The 15,971-nt window shown below is 39.2% G+C and carries 13 protein-coding genes; 6 read left to right on the top strand and 7 right to left on the bottom strand.

Annotated elements, in window-relative coordinates; translation table 11 throughout:
* Window positions 1-9: 9 nt before the first annotated feature.
* The 5 genes from secA to E0W68_RS03545 all read right to left on the bottom strand — a co-directional run bounded on the left by secA (window position 10) and on the right by E0W68_RS03545 (window position 8,188).
* Window positions 10-3,372, bottom strand: a complete 3,363-nt coding sequence (secA, locus tag E0W68_RS03565) for a preprotein translocase subunit SecA (RefSeq protein WP_135218041.1) — start codon at window positions 3,370-3,372, stop codon at window positions 10-12.
* A gap of 94 nt (window positions 3,373-3,466) precedes the next feature.
* Complete coding sequence (locus E0W68_RS03560) at window positions 3,467-3,688, bottom strand: DUF2795 domain-containing protein (RefSeq protein WP_002986941.1); 222 nt, start codon at window positions 3,686-3,688, stop codon at window positions 3,467-3,469.
* 164 nt (window positions 3,689-3,852) lie between these two features.
* The gene (locus tag E0W68_RS03555; protein WP_135218247.1) at window positions 3,853-4,425 is read right to left on the bottom strand and encodes a cob(I)yrinic acid a,c-diamide adenosyltransferase; all 573 of its coding nucleotides are present in this window, start codon (window positions 4,423-4,425) and stop codon (window positions 3,853-3,855) included.
* Window positions 4,426-4,491: 66 nt separating this feature from the next.
* Window positions 4,492-5,214 (bottom strand): ABC transporter ATP-binding protein, encoded by a 723-nt coding sequence (locus E0W68_RS03550; RefSeq protein WP_135218040.1) that lies wholly within the window; start codon window positions 5,212-5,214, stop codon window positions 4,492-4,494.
* Window positions 5,215-5,431: 217 nt separating this feature from the next.
* On the bottom strand, window positions 5,432-8,188 hold the full coding sequence (locus E0W68_RS03545) for a class I SAM-dependent DNA methyltransferase (protein ID WP_135218039.1): 2,757 nt from the start codon (window positions 8,186-8,188) through the stop codon (window positions 5,432-5,434).
* Between the two features lie 237 nt (window positions 8,189-8,425).
* On the opposite strand from E0W68_RS03545, the gene E0W68_RS03540 reads away from it, so the two are divergent.
* Both E0W68_RS03540 and E0W68_RS03535 read left to right on the top strand, forming a co-directional pair.
* Window positions 8,426-9,088, top strand: a complete 663-nt coding sequence (locus E0W68_RS03540) for a hypothetical protein (RefSeq protein ID WP_135218038.1) — start codon at window positions 8,426-8,428, stop codon at window positions 9,086-9,088.
* A gap of 156 nt (window positions 9,089-9,244) precedes the next feature.
* A complete protein-coding gene (locus E0W68_RS03535) occupies window positions 9,245-9,499 on the top strand; it encodes a Rho termination factor N-terminal domain-containing protein (protein ID WP_135218037.1) in 255 nt (84 codons plus the stop codon).
* On the opposite strand, the gene E0W68_RS03530 is transcribed toward E0W68_RS03535, so the two are convergent.
* Window positions 9,496-10,128, bottom strand: a complete 633-nt coding sequence (locus E0W68_RS03530; RefSeq protein WP_135218036.1) for a hypothetical protein — start codon at window positions 10,126-10,128, stop codon at window positions 9,496-9,498. The genes E0W68_RS03535 and E0W68_RS03530 overlap by 4 nt on opposite strands.
* A gap of 10 nt (window positions 10,129-10,138) precedes the next feature.
* Window positions 10,139-12,013, bottom strand: a complete 1,875-nt coding sequence (locus E0W68_RS03525) for an ABC-F family ATP-binding cassette domain-containing protein (protein ID WP_135218035.1) — start codon at window positions 12,011-12,013, stop codon at window positions 10,139-10,141.
* A gap of 174 nt (window positions 12,014-12,187) precedes the next feature.
* Between E0W68_RS03525 and E0W68_RS03520 the strand changes: the two genes are divergently transcribed.
* From E0W68_RS03520 to E0W68_RS03505, 4 genes are all read left to right on the top strand, one after another.
* On the top strand, window positions 12,188-12,625 hold the full coding sequence (locus E0W68_RS03520) for an Hsp20/alpha crystallin family protein (RefSeq protein ID WP_135218034.1): 438 nt from the start codon (window positions 12,188-12,190) through the stop codon (window positions 12,623-12,625).
* Between the two features lie 102 nt (window positions 12,626-12,727).
* The gene (locus E0W68_RS03515; RefSeq protein ID WP_135218033.1) at window positions 12,728-12,961 is read left to right on the top strand and encodes a hypothetical protein; all 234 of its coding nucleotides are present in this window, start codon (window positions 12,728-12,730) and stop codon (window positions 12,959-12,961) included.
* A gap of 321 nt (window positions 12,962-13,282) precedes the next feature.
* On the top strand, window positions 13,283-14,437 hold the full coding sequence (locus tag E0W68_RS03510; protein ID WP_135218032.1) for a glycosyltransferase family 2 protein: 1,155 nt from the start codon (window positions 13,283-13,285) through the stop codon (window positions 14,435-14,437).
* A gap of 107 nt (window positions 14,438-14,544) precedes the next feature.
* Window positions 14,545-15,834, top strand: a complete 1,290-nt coding sequence (locus tag E0W68_RS03505) for a dihydrolipoamide acetyltransferase family protein (protein WP_135218031.1) — start codon at window positions 14,545-14,547, stop codon at window positions 15,832-15,834.
* Window positions 15,835-15,971: the final 137 nt, after the last annotated feature.

Genomic DNA, 15,971 nt, shown 5'->3' with positions numbered 1-15,971 from the left:
ATATAAAGTTTATTCGTTAACTATAATCCATTCTCCCGTTGCAAGCATACTTTCTGCTTTCTTAAACTTCATGTTTTCCGTTTTACCACTCATTACATGCTTAATAGTAACGGTATCATTGCGGTTTATTTTAGGAGTTTCTCTAACGATGGTTTCAGTTACCTGTGGTCTGTTACTTTGGCTTTGTTGCGATACCTCGCGAGCCTGAGCAGCCATTTCATCCGTATTTAAAACATCTTCTTTACTGGTCTTATAATCTTCTTTTTGTTTTACCTGTTTTGCTTCTTGTATGTTACTAACGTTATGCGATGGCAGGTCTCCTTTAAACAGGAACGAAACTACATCTTTATTAATACCGTTTACGGTTTTCTTAAACAGGTTAAAGGCTTCAAACTTATAAATAAGCAAAGGATCTTTTTGTTCGTGTACGGCAAGCTGTACTGATTGTTTTAACTCATCCATTTTACGGAGGTGTTTCTTCCACGCTTCGTCAACAATAGCAAGTGTTATATTCTTTTCAAAATCAGCAATCAGCGATTTTCCTTGTGTTTGGTATGCTTTTTCAAGATTGGTAACCACATTCAGCGTTTTTATACCATCGGTAAATGGTACTACAATGCGCTCGTATTGCGAGTTTTTATCTTCATAAACATTTTTAACAACGGGGAAAGCTTCCGAAGCATCACGTTCATTTTTTTCATGATACGCCTCCATTACAGCTTTATATACTTTTGCAGTAATATCTTTTTCAGACATTTTTGAAAAATCTGCTTCGCTGACAGGAGCGCTTATAGAGAAATAACGGATGATTTCGAATTCAAAATTCTTGTAATCGTTAATTTCTTTATTCGATACTACAATTTCCTCTGCAGTATCATACATCATGTTGGCAATATCCACTTTAAGACGTTCACCACGCAATGCGTGTCGTCTGCGTTTATATACTACCTCACGTTGCGCGTTCATAACATCGTCATACTCCAATAGTCTTTTACGTACTCCAAAGTTGTTTTCTTCCACTTTTTTCTGTGCACGCTCTATCGATTTTGTCATCATAGAGTGTTGTATAACCTCACCTTCTTTAAGTCCCATTCTGTCCATAACCTTAGCAACCCTTTCAGAACCAAATAGGCGCATAAGGTTATCTTCGAGCGATACATAGAACTGCGAACTTCCCGGATCTCCCTGACGTCCGGCACGACCGCGAAGCTGTCTGTCCACACGTCTTGAATCGTGGCGTTCTGTACCTATAATGGCAAGACCGCCGGCATCTTTAACTTCTTTCGAGAGTTTAATATCCGTACCACGACCTGCCATGTTGGTAGCTATGGTTACTATGCCCGGTTTACCGGCTTCGGCTACAATCTCCGCTTCTCTTTTATGAAGTTTTGCATTCAGCACGTTATGCGCTACATTTCTCATTTTAAGCATTCGGCTCAGCAATTCCGATATTTCTACTGATGTTGTACCAATAAGTACCGGTCTTCCTGCTGCCGAAAGTTTAGTAACATCTTCAATAACGGCATTAAACTTTTCGCGGGTAGTTTTATATATCAGGTCATGTTCATCTTTTCGGGCAATAGGTCGGTTAGTAGGTATCTCTACCACATCAAGTTTGTATATTTCCCAAAACTCACCTGCTTCGGTAATGGCAGTACCTGTCATACCTGCAAGTTTATTGTACATCCTGAAATAGTTTTGCAGTGTAATGGTTGCAAAGGTTTGGGTAGCGGCTTCAATTTTTACATTCTCTTTAGCCTCAATTGCTTGGTGAAGACCGTCAGAGTAACGCCTTCCGTCCATAATACGACCCGTTTGCTCATCCACAATCATAATTTTGTTATTCTCAATAACATATTCCACATCCTTTTCAAAAAGGGTGTAGGCTTTTAATAATTGTGTAAGGGTATGGATACGCTCGCTTTTTACGGCAAAGTCCCTGAAAAGCTCTTCTTTACGTTCCGCCTCTTCTTCTTTTTCTAAATTTTGCTTTTCTATATTAGCTATCCCTGTGCCAATATCAGGAAGTACAAAAAACTCTTTATCGGTATCCTGCGAAAGGAATTGGATACCATTATCAGTAAGTTCTACCTGATTGTTTTTTTCTTCTATTACAAAATACAGCGCCTCATCCACTTTATGCATTTCTCGGTTGTTGTCCTGCATGTACTGGTTTTCGGTTTTTTGTAATATCTGTTTTACACCTTCTTCACTAAGGAACTTTATCAGTGCTTTGCTTTTTGGTAATCCTCTGTGAACTCTGAGGAGCAGAAAACCGCCATCTTTGGTATTACCTTCCCTTATCAGTTTTTTGGCTTCGGCAAGTACACCGTTAAGCAAGGTTCTTTGCAGGTTTACTAAGTGATCTACTTTTGGCTTAAGCTCATTAAATTCGTGGCGGTCGCCCTGTGGTACAGGTCCTGATATGATAAGTGGTGTACGGGCATCATCAATTAATACCGAATCGACCTCATCTACTATAGCAAAATTGTGCTTGCGTTGTACTAAATCATCCGGCGAGTGTGCCATATTATCCCTCAGGTAGTCAAAACCAAACTCGTTGTTTGTACCATAAGTAATATCGGCAGCATAAGCTCTTCTTCTTGCATCCGAGTTAGGCTGGTGGTTGTCTATACAGTCAACCCTCATACCATGAAACTCAAATAAGGGTGCTTTCCATGTGCTGTCCCTTCGGGCAAGGTAGTCGTTTACGGTTACCAGGTGCACACCATTACCGGTAAGTGCGTTTAGGTATAACGGAAGGGTAGCCACCAGTGTTTTACCCTCACCTGTTTGCATCTCGGCAATTTTGCCTTCGTGCAGTACCACACCGCCTATAAGCTGTACGTCATAGTGTATCATATCCCAGGTAATTGCCTTACCTGCCGCATCCCATGAGTTTGCCCATACGGCATTATCGCCCTCAATGGTTACATACGATTTTGTAGCCGACAGCTCTCTGTCAGAAGGTGTTGCGGTAACGGTAATATGGGTGTTTTCCTTAAAGCGACGGGCGGTTTCTTTAACAACTGCAAACGCTTCGGGAAGAATATCCATTAATACTTTTTCCGAAATATCATACGCTTCTTTTTCGAGCGCATCAATAGAGGCATATATGTCCTCTCTTTTATCAATATCTTCTGTTTTTTCTATTTCTTCAAGATATGATGCTATTTTGGCATCTTTTTCGGCTCTCGCTTCTTTTATTTTTTCTTTGAAAAAGATAGTCTTTGCTCTAAGTTCATCATGAGAAAGTGCTGCCAAAGCTGCTTCAAAAGATTGTATCTTTGTGATGAGCGGCTGTATGGCTTTGATATCTTTTTCAGATTTATCGCCTACAAAAGCTTTAAGTATGCTGTTTATTAAACTCATTATTATATAATTACTTATGTTATTCGAAAGTGTACAAATTTAACCAAAAAAAAAGCCTCGTGAAAGAGACTTTTCAATTGAAATTTATTTTTTGCTAGTATTCATCCTCATTCCAAAGATAATCTTCATCAGTAGGATAATCCGGCCATATTTCTTCCATAGATTCATATATTTCGCCTTCATCTTCAATAGACTGAAGGTTTTCTACCACCTCCAAAGGTGCTCCTGTCCTGATAGCATAATCTATAAGTTCATCTTTTGTAGCCGGCCATGGGGCATCGCTTAAATAGGATGCTAATTCTAATGTCCAATACATCTTTTAAAAGGTTTAATTTTATGCAAAAATAATTTTTCTGCTGAAAATGTCAAGCAAAAATTTGTTTATTTTATTAAAAAAGTTAAGAACGTAATTCTGTATCTCTAAATATGTACTAAATTTAAGGCTTAAAGCCTGAATATTAGTGCGTAGAGCGGGCACAATTAATACTTTTCGGGTATCCATTTTACCTCTTCTGCGTTAAGGTCATATGACAACTTCCGTGCCAGTACAAAGAGGTAGTCAGAAAGTCGGTTCAGGTACTTCAAAACCATGCTGTCTATACCCTCCAATTCATCTAAATGCACTGCAAGACGCTCTGCACGGCGGCATACACACCGCGCAATATGACAATATGACACGGTAGTATGTCCGCCCGGTAACACAAAATGCGTCATTTGTGGTAAGGCTGTGTCCATACTGTCAATTTCATTTTCAAGAAGCTCAATATCCGCATCGGAGATTTTAGGGATGTTAAGCCTTTCTTTTCCGTTTTTCAGCATTTCTTTATCAGGAGGTGTTGCCAGTATGGCTCCAACAGTAAAGAGCCTGTCCTGTATGCGTTCTAATATTTTTTTATACATTGGGTTCATTTCCTGATCGCGAATAAGCCCTATGTGCGAGTTCAGCTCGTCAACAGTACCGTAACTCTCTATGCGCAGGTGGTGCTTGGGCACACGTGTACCGCCAAATAGTGCTGTTGTTCCTTTATCGCCGGTTTTGGTATATACTTTCATAACTAATGCCTCTCCCCATCCCTCTCCAAAGGAGAGGGGGCTCATGCCGAGGGAATATTTTATGGTTTATAAATTTTCAGTGGTCAATCCCCCTTTGGGGGCAAGGGGGCTACTATCACTTTCAATAATACCGTCGCGCAGGCGGATGACACGGTGTGCGTACTTGGCAATATCCTCTTCGTGGGTTACCAGTATTACAGTGTTGCCGTTGGCATGTATTTCATTAAACAGGTTCATAATCTCTACCGAGGTTTTACTGTCCAGATTACCCGTAGGTTCATCAGCAAGTATGATGGAGGGGCGGTTTACCAGGGCACGCGCCACGGCTACCCTTTGGCGCTGCCCTCCCGATAGCTGGTTGGGTTTATGATCCATCCTGTCTGCCAGTCCCACCTGTTTCAATACTTCGGTAGCGCGCTCGTTGCGTTCGGGTTTTTTATAGCCGGCATATACCATGGGTAATGCCACATTATCCAGCGCGGTAGTGCGGGGCAGGAGGTTGAAGGTTTGGAATACGAAACCTATTTCTTTATTTCGGATGCCGGCAAGCTCATCATCGCTCATCTGGCTTACATCTTTACCGTTAAGGATATACGACCCTGATGTTGCTGTATCAAGGCAGCCCAAAAGGTTCATTAATGTACTTTTACCCGAACCTGATGGTCCCATAAGAGCTACATATTCCCCTTTGTTTATGGTGAGGTCTATTCCTTTGAGTACTTTAACAATTTCATTACCCAACGGAAAATCGCGTGTTATGCCTTTTATATTTATTATTGGTTGTGCCATAGCTTTATTTTGAGCCTTAAAAGTAATGATTTTTTTTCAGTCGCAGTTTACAGTCGCAGTTTACGGTTGACAGTTTACAGTTGTAGTTTACAGTTGTAGTTTACAGTTGTAGTTTACAGTTGCAGTTTACGGTTGACAGTTTACAGTCGCAGTATTCAGTCTATCATCTATCATCCATTATCTATTATCTCAATTCTGAAATCTACATTCTATAATCTTAATTCTTAATTCTACTCCCTTTTCCTCCGCGTTTGGGTTTTTCTTTGGTAAACAGGTCGGCGGTATATTTTTCGTACAGTTCAAACAGGTATTCCATACGCTTTGCTTCGCCGGTAAAGGGCTGCGGGCGATAGGCGAGGTCAACTTTTTTATCGAGGTCGTTGTGTGCCTTTACCAAAGCAGGGGGCATGGTTAGCGGGTGGTACAGGTCGGCAAGGGAACTGTCAGCGAACTGTGCCCGAACATCCAGTACTTTTTGGGCTGCTTTTTCTATGGCTGTAACCTGTTTATCCGAAGGATTTTCGGGCCAGGGGTAGTTGTTATATACTACCTCATTAGAGTACCTAAAACGGCTTTCGAGTCTTCCACAAGTTGTTTTTACCCAAGCCATGTGCATGGTAGAAGTTAATATACCAAAATGATATAGGGTTGCACCGGGTATCGTATGACAGCTATTATTTGCTATTTCATAGTTTGAGAAATAGCCCATTGGTATATAAGTTCTGTTTTCGGATGATGTACTTGGTACAAGAATATAAGTTTCGGGTTCGTTTCTATCTCGGAATAAGGCAGGTGTAGCTGCAAATTTTTGAGTGGATGGAGCTACACTTGCTAATCTAAATTTCTTTACACCTTCTATACGGTTTAAAACTTCGGGCATTGCTTTTAATTCTGAAGGGGTACTGTTTACAAGCCATAAACACCATCTTTTTTTACCGTTCAAAAATTCTGAAGCAGAAATTAAAGGTTTTATATATTTTTCTGATAAAGGCTCTTTTGTAATAAATTCATTTTTTTCTTCGTCACTCAATAATAAATGCCCACCATCCAAAGGCATGTTACCAAAACTCATTTTTGGTACATTACATAATGGCTTAGACCTTTTTTCAATCAATACTTCTTTAGCATCTACCAAATAGGCATTAATATTTTTGGCTTTTACCTCATGGGCTTCGCCTTTAATGTCTTCGTATTCAAAAATTAGTTTATCGTTGGTGTCATAATTAGCAAAACCAATAATTACACAATATACGGCTGCATTGCCCCGTGCTTCGTTACTCCATTTAAACGTGCGGTGGGCAAAATGTATTTTTATATTGTATTTGTTAAACATTTGCCCCCACAGTATGGCGGTTTGCTCGCCCTGTACTATAGAGTTGGTTGATACAAATGCTGCTTTTATTTTTGTGCCTTGTATGTATTTAGCTGCTTTTATGTACCAACCCGTTACGTAGTCCATTACGCCCGTTCCTTTTGCGTTATCAAAAACGGTAGCTATTTGGTTGCGTTGGTATGCCGTCATTATTTTAGACCCTATAAATGGCGGGTTACCTATAATGTAGGATAGTTTGTTTTTGGGAATAACGCTTTCCCAGTCGGTTTCCAGTGCATCGCCGTGTACTATGGTAGCAGCCTTTTTTAACGGCAGGCGGGCAAAGTACTGCCCAAATTCGTTGCTTATCAGCATATTCATTTGGTGGTCCATCAGCCACATTGCCACTTCGGCTATACGTGCGGGGAACTCTTCATACTCTATACCATACATCATATCCACATCCAGCCATATTATTTCGCGCACGTCCAGGAAACCCTGCCCTGTTTTGTTCAGGGCGCGCAGTATGGCTATTTCCAGCAGGCGCAACTCGCGGTAGGTAATTACCAAAAAGTTACCGCAACCGCAGGCAGGGTCAAGAAAGGTAAGGGTACTGAGCCTTTTGTGAAACTCGTTCAGTTTTTTACTGTTGCTTTTTATGCTTTCAAACTCTTTCCATAAATCGTCCAGAAACAAAGGCTTTATGAGTTTGAGTATATTTTTTTCGCTGGTGTAGTGCGCGCCAAGGTTACGCCTTTCTGCGGGGTTCATGACACTCTGGAACATGGAGCCGAATATGCCGGGCGATATCTGGCTCCAGTCCAGATAGCAGCAATCCAGCAACGCCTGTCGCATTTTGCTGTCAAAACTCGCTATGGCAAGGGGTTCTTCAAACAGTTTTCCGTTTACATAGGGGAAAGAGTTGAGTTGCTCATCGATGTTTTTATAGCGTTTTTCGGGCGGGGTATTCAATACCTGAAAAAGTTCCTGTAGCTTAGAGGCGAGGTCGCTGCCGTCGGCATTGGTGCGCTGCTCTATATAGTTCTGGAATTCCTGCCGTAAAAATATGGTGGTGTCTTCGGCAAACAGGCAAAACAGCAGCCGTACCAAATATACTTCGAGGTTATGCCCCTCGTAGCCTATCTCTTCCAGCCTGTCGTGCAGTCTGCCCATAAGCTCGGCAGCCTTTATATTTACAGGGTCTTGCTCTTTATATACTTGTTTTTGGTAGCCTGCTATAAACCCGAAGTGCTGCACGTTGTGTACCAAATCGGCGAGTTTAAACTCTATAGTTATATCTTCTTCCAGGTCGTACAGCCTGAAATTTTCAAAATCGGAAACGAGTATGTAGCGGGGCAGTTCGGCATCCTTTAGTGCCGGGAAATAGTCTTTTGCCTGTTTGTGGGCTTTGTCAAGGTCTTTGCCTCTGGATTTAAACTCGATGAGTATAATGCCTTTCCACAACAGGTCGATAAAGCCCTGCCTGCCGTCTTCTTTTTTTACGTGTTGCTCAAAGGTTGCCACGCGCCTGCGGGGTATGCCGAACACGTTGAAAAAAGCATCCATAAATGATTTTGCCTCGGCATTTTCGTTAAAGTCATTTTCCCATTCTTTAGCAAATCGTACCGCGCGGTCTTTAATTTCGTTCCAGCTAAGTGCCATGTATATTGATTAAGTTTTTAAATGTATAAAAAATTATAGTAACCTATAAAAATGGTTTTGGCTTTTATGTACATAAAATGCCTCTTGCTGCGGTGGTTTGTCTTAATATATTCTTAATTATTCTTAATATTGAGTTATAAATACTAAATTATTACTAATGTTTTGCTTTATATTTTGAGTTTTAAACAATCAAAACTACATTTACCCCATCAAAGTAACATAAAAAACAAATCCATTATGAAAAAATTAAATGTAATGTTGGGAGCTGCTATAATTGCAGCGGGACTAACATCTTGTAAGCATGACGCCGAAATGGCTGCCGAGAAGAATGTAGATAGTTACGAGGCGTATGTCGATTCTGTATATAGCCTTGACGACGAAGAAAAAATGTTTAACTGGGATGCTATCGATGCGCAATACCAAAGAAGGCTTTCGGAGGCAGAAACTGCTATAGAAAACCTGGAAGACAGAGCGAATGCCGAAGAGAGAATAAACGAAACGAAACAGAAATATGAAGAACTTAAAACCAATATTTCTGAAATGGCTAATAAAGAAAGCGGAAATTCGCTTTATGTGAGCTACTTTGGCGAAGCCAATGCTGTGGGTGACGATATGGACTTTACCTGGGTAAACAAGGATAACATACTTAGCGTTTACCAAAATTTTGTAAACACCTTCCAGGCTAATAAAGACAATTATTCGCGTGAGGATTTTGATAAAATAAAAAATTGGTATGAAGCGCTTGATGCCAGAAAAAACACGGTTGAAAAAGAAGGTCTGTCATCTGAAGATAATGGTAAGATTGCCAGTCTTAAGTTAGAATTTGCTCCTCAGTTTAAGTGGGAAAGAATGACCGCTAAAAGTAATGAGAATGAGGCAGCGAAAGAAGCTGCGGAATAACATTGCAAAGAATAATTTTGAAGGTTGATTATTAGTTTGCATAAAGAAAGGCTGCTCTGTACAAGAGCAGCTTTCTTTGTTTTTAACTGATGCTTAACGCATTAACTGTGTTAGGTTTACTACCTTTAAGGGTGTTAAACTATAAAATATTGTATTATGGCACCTGAAAAGAAATTAAACTCGAGGGTTAAAAACCCGGAGCAGTATGAAGCACTTAGGGATAAGGGCTATAGCAAAGAAAAATCGGCACGTATAGCCAATACCGAAGATTCCGGATACCGGGGCGGTAAAGCCTCTAAATATGAAGAGCGCACTAAGCAGGACTTGTATGAACAGGCTAAAAAAGTGGGTATAAGCGGTCGCTCTGCAATGAATAAGCAGGAGCTGATTGAGGCACTGCGAAACAACTAAGCCAGTAATCCCCACAGGGTACGGATGCCTAAGACGGCATCAATAACTCTGTTCTTAAAGGGACGTATGATAAAATGTTGTTTTGCCTGCCCTTGCCTGAAAAATATTAATCCTAAATGACACGTATCAACAGTAACGGTAACATTTGGGTTTTCTTTTATCGTTTTCCAAGCCTTTTCCATTGCTTCGGTAGCGTGGATGTTGCCCACAATACATACTGTATTGCCATTTGCATTGGGTAGTATTTGTTCCAGTAAGGGTAGGAGTGATGCGGTATCTTTTTCGGATATATATGCTAAATCAATAGCACCGGGTATAGGGGCTAATGTGGAGAAAAACCAAGGTCGGGTGTTTGCTTCTTCACCCGAAATTCGTAATATTTCGGTTATTTCGGCAGCTTTATCTCCCAATACATATAGTTTTGCAGGTTTAAGCCCTACGACTATTTTGTGTAGTGTATTTACGCTTTGTAAGTTCAGGTTTTTTACCGGAATATTTTTCTTTTTGGTATAAAGCTGAGGTATTCTTCTATGGAAACATTTGGTAACAATACCATATACAAAAGGGGAGTGCACGTTGTGTGCATTTTTAGAATTCCAAAGGAATTGTATATAGGGCTGTACACTCATAAACAATTAATTATTCCTCCAGTTTTGCACTGAGTTCAAACCAGCGTTCTGTTTTTTCATCCATTTTGTTTAGCACCGCTTGCAGTTCCTCCGCTTTTTTGGCAATATCGGCATCTGCAATTTTACCTTCGGCAAAAAGTGCTTCTATGGCTTCTTTTTCGCGCTCTAAGTCTTTTATCTCTTTTTCAATTTTATTGTATTCCTTCTGCTCGTTAAAGTTTAAACCTGCTTTGGTGTTATTTTGTTTCCACGTTTTTTTAGCGGTAGTATCTCCTGCGGGCTTTAGTGTTTCTTTGTTAGGCTCGCTACTGTCTTCATACGTTCGGAAGTCGCTGTAGTTGCCGGGAAAATCTTCAATAACACCTTCTCCCCGAAATATAAACAGGTGATCTACAATTTTATCCATAAAATACCTGTCGTGACTTACTACCAGCAAGCAGCCCGGATAATCGAGCAGGAAACTTTCCAGTACGTTAAGGGTTACAATATCAAGATCGTTGGTAGGCTCATCCAGTATCAGGAAATTTGGGTTTTGTATCAATACCGTACACAGGTACAAGCGTTTTAGCTCACCACCGCTTAGTTTTTCTACAAAATCATATTGTTTTTTGCGGTCGAATAAAAAGCGTTCCAACAATTGCCCTGCGGATATCATTCTGCCTTTTGCCAAGGGTATATATTCGCCATATTCCTTAATAATATCAATAACCTTTTGTTCGGGTTTCGGGTTTATACCGCTTTGGGTGTAGTAGCCTATTTTTATAGTATCGCCTACTACTACTTTACCGCCATCCGGGGGTATGGTTTGGGTAAGTAAGTTTAGGAAAGTCGATTTTCCTGTTCCGTTTTTACCAATGATACCTATGCGTTCGCCTTTTTTAAAGTTGAAACTAAAATTGTCGAGTATAGTTTTTTCCTTAAATTTTTTAGATACGTTGTGCAGTTCTACAATTTTACTGCCCATGCGCTCCATATTTATTTCCAGCTCAATTTGGTGCTCCTTGCGGCGGCTGTTGGCCTTTTCCTGAATAACATAAAAATCATCCTGCCTAGATTTCGACTTGGTAGTACGCGCTTTGGGTTGGCGGCGCATCCATGCCAGTTCCTTTACAAACAGGTTTTGTGCTTTGTCTATACTCGCATTTTCGGCAGCAATACGTTCTTCTTTTTTGGTAAGATAATAGGAGTAGTTGCCTTTATATTGATAGAGTTTTCCGTTTTCCAGTTCTATTATCTCATTACACACACGTTCTAAGAAAAAACGGTCGTGCGTAACCATAAACAGCGTCATGTTTTCTTTGGCAAAATAATTTTCCAGCCATTCTATCATTTCAAGGTCAAGGTGGTTGGTAGGCTCATCCAGTATTAATAAATCGGGTTTATTAATCAGGATAATAGCCAGTGCCAAACGCTTTTTTTGTCCGCCCGAAAGGCTTTTAACCTTTAGTTTCAGGTCGTCAAGCTTTAGTTTGGATAGTATTTGCTTGTATTGTGTTTCAAAATCCCAGGCGTTGTGCATGTCCATTCGCTCAAAAGCTTTTTGGTACACTTCTTCATCCTCAGGGTTTTCCAGTGCTTTTTCGTATTGTTCAATAATTTTCAGTACCTCGTTATCCGAAGCAAAAATACTTTCCTCAATCGAGAGTTCCGGGTTCAGGTTAGGCTCTTGGGGCAGGAAAGCCATTTTTATCTCTTTGCGCACCACTACCTGCCCGGTATCGGGCATGTCTTCGCCTGTTATTATTTTTAATATGCTGGTTTTTCCTGTACCGTTTTTTGCCACAAAGGCTACTTTTTGGTCTTTATTAATACCAAAGGATATATTTTCGAAAAGGGTACGTTCGCCAAAAGATTTGGATATGTTTTCTACTGAAAGGTAATTCACTATGTCGCTTTTTTTGCAAAAATAGGCTATTTATAATTACTTACAATTATTATCTGTAAATGACATTATGTCGCTTAAAGTGTCATTATGTCGGTATTTTTTTGATTGGAACAAAACTTGACTATTGGTAAATCGTAAAACAATATTTCAAGTTTAATTAAAAAATATAGCATTATGAACTTAGTAAAACGAAACAACAGCAACGTAAATGGTTTATTTCCATCTATTATGGATGAAATTTTTAAGGACTGGGCAGGTGGTTCGCAAATGGTAAATAAAATGATACCTCCTGTAAATATTAAGGAAACAGATAACGCTTTTACGGTAGCACTTATGGCTCCCGGATTTAAAAAGGAAGACTTTAATATTGAGGTGGAAAATGACTTGTTGACTATTTCCTATGAAATTAAAAACGAGAAAACAGAGCAGGAAGAAGGTAAGTTTACCCGAAGAGAGTTTAGTTACTCCTCATTCAAGCGTGCATTTACATTGCCTGAAAGTGTAAACACTGATGACATCAATGCTTCATACCAAGATGGTATTTTAACAATAATGCTTCCTAAAAAAGAAGATGCATTACCAAAAGCAAAAAGGTTAATAGAGATTTCATAATAATAATTTGAATTGGTTAGTTGAGAGAAAGCATCCTGAAAAGGGTGCTTTTTTATTACTCCTTTATGATATTTCGTATATTTGATAATAATTAATACTATTATGGATATTGAATCAAGAAAATATAAAATGATAGAGAAGCTCCTTAAAGTAGAAGAGGATGAGGTTTTATACCGACTTGAAGCTATTCTTGATGAAAAGAGAAATGCTTGGGATGAATTGAACCCCGAAATAAAACAAGCTATCGATATAAGTTTAGAGCAAAGTACTTCCGGTAAAGTAAAAGCTCATGAAGAGGTAATGATGGCGATAAAGAAAAAGTATAATATTGCTTAATGGAGTATAGTGTACATTGGACTACGCTTGCCGAAAGTTCCTATAATGATGAGTTAAACTTTATATTGTTGAAGTGGAACACACAAGAGGTTGTTAAATTCATCAATCTTACTGAGAATTTTATAGCAATTCTTCAAAGAACCCCCATGATAGGTAGGTGCATAACAGCAAAAGATATTTATAGTTTTGTTATGTCAAAACAAACAACACTATATTATAAATTGCATACAGATAGTAAAAAGTTAGACATTTTACTCTTCCATAATAATAGTCGCGATAGTAATTATTTACTCAAATACTTATAAATACTATATTTGCCCAATGCAACTATCAGTAATAATCCTTAACTATAACGTCCGGTATTTTTTAGAACAATGTGTACTTAGTGTACAAAAAGCCCTTGAAGGTATAGACGGAGAAATTATAGTTGTAGATAATAACTCCCCCGACGATAGTTGTGCCATGATGGCGCAACGCTTCCCTGATGTACAACTTATAGCCCAAAAAGAAAATGCAGGCTTTCCCATTGGTAACAACGTAGGTGTTGCCCGTGCAAAAGGTAAGTATGTATGCATACTAAATCCTGATACTGTGGTGGGCGAGGAAACCTTTCATAAACTGTTCGCATTTGTATCCACACAGCAAAATTTAGGTATTACAGGTGTAAAAATGATAGACGGTACAGGAAACTTCCTGCCCGAAAGCAAGCGCGGTACACCTACGCCTTGGGTTGCTATGAGCAAAATAGCCGGGTTATATAAAGTGTTTCCGAAACTTTCCTTATTTAATAAGTATTATGCACAGCATCTTGATGAGAACACAACAGGACAAACTGATATATTAACGGGTGCTTTTATGTTTATGGAACGCGAGCTTTATCGTAGTGTAGGCGGTTTTGATGAAGATTACTTTATGTATGGCGAAGATGTAGATATTTCTTATACTGTATTGAAAGCAGGTAAAAAGAACATGTATTATCCGGGAACTTCAATACTGCATTATAAGGGAGAAAGCACCGTTCGGGATAAAACGTATATGAAACGCTTTAACGATGCCATGCAGGAGTTTTACCGTAAGCATTTTAAAAAATCGGCAGCCTTCGATTTGTTTATGAAAACAAGTGTGTCATTTTTTGTCATCGCAAAAAAGAATAAAAAAACAGTGGTAATACAGCCCGAAGAATACCTTTTGTTTTCTAAAGAAGAATCTTTAAAAGAACATCTTGAAAAGACTACAGGTAAAAAAGTAATCCGATTGGCCGAATATAAACAGACAATGTTATTTTCGGCTAAAAATTCGCATAAAAAAAGAATAGAAGTTATATTTGATAATGAGATGCTTTCGTTTGGCGAAATTATTACCATAATGGAGTGTCATAAAAATCAAGGTTATACTTTTAAGATAAAGCCTGCGGGATGTAACTTTATTTTAGGCAGTAACAATAGTAACGGAAGAGGCAGTGTACTTACATGGTAAAAAATTGTAGTGATACACAACGAATAATTATTGAGAGGTAAGTAATAAGTTATTTTTTTTATTAATTTCGCAAACAGAAACATTAATTTTACCTTTAGGTTAACGATATGGCAAAATTTGAACTAAAATTACCCAAAATGGGTGAGAGTGTTGCAGAAGCAACCATTACAAACTGGTTAAAAAATGTGGGCGACCGCATTGAAGCAGATGAAGCAGTTTTAGAAATCGCTACCGATAAAGTAGATTCTGAAGTTCCATCAGAAGTTTCCGGAGTTTTGTCAGAAATACTTTTTCAGGTTGACGATGTTGTTCAGGTAGGGCAAACCATTGCCTATATAGAAATTGAAGGCGGTGTTGCAGTAGATGCTCCTTCAGAAACGACTACCAAAGCCAACGTTGCCGCAGTTGAACAATCAGTAGAAACAGCTAAAGAAACCGTTGCTGCGCCTGTTGATTTCTCAGACTCAGAGAAATTCTTTTCGCCGTTAGTAAAAAATATTGCCAAAGAAGAAGGTGTTTCCCTTACTGAGCTTGAAGCCATAAACGGTACAGGCAAAGACGGAAGAGTTACTAAAAACGACATACTCGATTATATTAAAAACAGAACAAACCAGCCTGTTGCAGCCCCGGCAGTACAGCAGCCCGCGCCTGTGGCAGCAGCCAAAGCTGCTCCGGTATCAGTAAACGGGCAGGACGAGGTTGTAGAGATGGATCGTATGCGTAAGCTGATTTCAGGTTACATGGTACAATCCGTACAAACATCGGCACACGTACAGTCGTTTATCGAGGTTGATGTTACCAATATTGTAAAATGGAGGGACAAAGTTAAAAACACATTTGAAAAACGAGAAGGCGAAAAGCTGACTTTTACCCCGATATTTATGGAAGCTGTAGCGCGTGCGCTGAAAGATTTCCCCGGTATGAACATATCTGTAGAAGGTGATTATATCATTAAAAAGAAAAATATAAACCTTGGTATGGCAGCAGCCCTGCCAAACGGCAACCTTATTGTACCTGTTATTAAAAATGCCGATCAGCTTAATCTGGTAGGTATGGCAAAAGCAGTAAACGACTTAGGCAACCGTGCCAAAGCAGGAAAACTAAAACCGGACGATACTCAGGGTGGTACTTATACCGTTACTAACGTAGGTACATTTGGCAGTGTGTTTGGTACACCCATTATCAATCAGCCGCAAGTAGGTATCTTGGCATTGGGAGCTATTCGTAAAGTGCCTGCGGTTATCGAAACTCCTGAGGGAGATTTTATCGGTATCCGTCAAAAAATGTTCCTTTCACACAGTTATGACCACAGGGTTGTAGATGGCGCATTGGGAGGTTCATTCGTAAAACGAGTAGCAGAATATCTTGAAGCTTTTGACCTTAACAGAGATATATAGTCAAATTTTAAAACTCAGTATATTTAATCCCGTCAGCAATGGCGGGATTTTTTTTGATACTCAATTTTACTCTTTAATATTAAAATATAATGATATTTATAATTAATTTTTAAAAGCTATAATTAATTATTACTTAT

Source organism: Flavobacterium salilacus subsp. salilacus, from assembly GCF_004634195.1.
Classification (GTDB): Bacteria; Bacteroidota; Bacteroidia; order Flavobacteriales; family Flavobacteriaceae; genus Flavobacterium; species Flavobacterium salilacus.
The sequence above is the reverse complement of the archived record's forward strand: the minus strand, read 5'-3'. Positions and strand labels throughout refer to the sequence as shown.

Coding starts and splice junctions, on each gene's coding strand:
- E0W68_RS03515 (WP_135218033.1), top strand. CDS start 12,728: ATGGATATTGAATCAAGAAAATATAAAATGATAGAGAAGCTCCTTAAA.
- E0W68_RS03535 (WP_135218037.1), top strand. CDS start 9,245: ATGGCACCTGAAAAGAAATTAAACTCGAGGGTTAAAAACCCGGAGCAG.
- secA (WP_135218041.1), bottom strand. CDS start 3,372: ATGAGTTTAATAAACAGCATACTTAAAGCTTTTGTAGGCGATAAATCT.
- E0W68_RS03560 (WP_002986941.1), bottom strand. CDS start 3,688: ATGTATTGGACATTAGAATTAGCATCCTATTTAAGCGATGCCCCATGG.
- E0W68_RS03540 (WP_135218038.1), top strand. CDS start 8,426: ATGAAAAAATTAAATGTAATGTTGGGAGCTGCTATAATTGCAGCGGGA.
- E0W68_RS03505 (WP_135218031.1), top strand. CDS start 14,545: ATGGCAAAATTTGAACTAAAATTACCCAAAATGGGTGAGAGTGTTGCA.
- E0W68_RS03545 (WP_135218039.1), bottom strand. CDS start 8,188: ATGGCACTTAGCTGGAACGAAATTAAAGACCGCGCGGTACGATTTGCT.
- E0W68_RS03550 (WP_135218040.1), bottom strand. CDS start 5,214: ATGGCACAACCAATAATAAATATAAAAGGCATAACACGCGATTTTCCG.
- E0W68_RS03520 (WP_135218034.1), top strand. CDS start 12,188: ATGAACTTAGTAAAACGAAACAACAGCAACGTAAATGGTTTATTTCCA.
- E0W68_RS03510 (WP_135218032.1), top strand. CDS start 13,283: ATGCAACTATCAGTAATAATCCTTAACTATAACGTCCGGTATTTTTTA.
- E0W68_RS03530 (WP_135218036.1), bottom strand. CDS start 10,128: ATGAGTGTACAGCCCTATATACAATTCCTTTGGAATTCTAAAAATGCA.
- E0W68_RS03555 (WP_135218247.1), bottom strand. CDS start 4,425: ATGAAAGTATATACCAAAACCGGCGATAAAGGAACAACAGCACTATTT.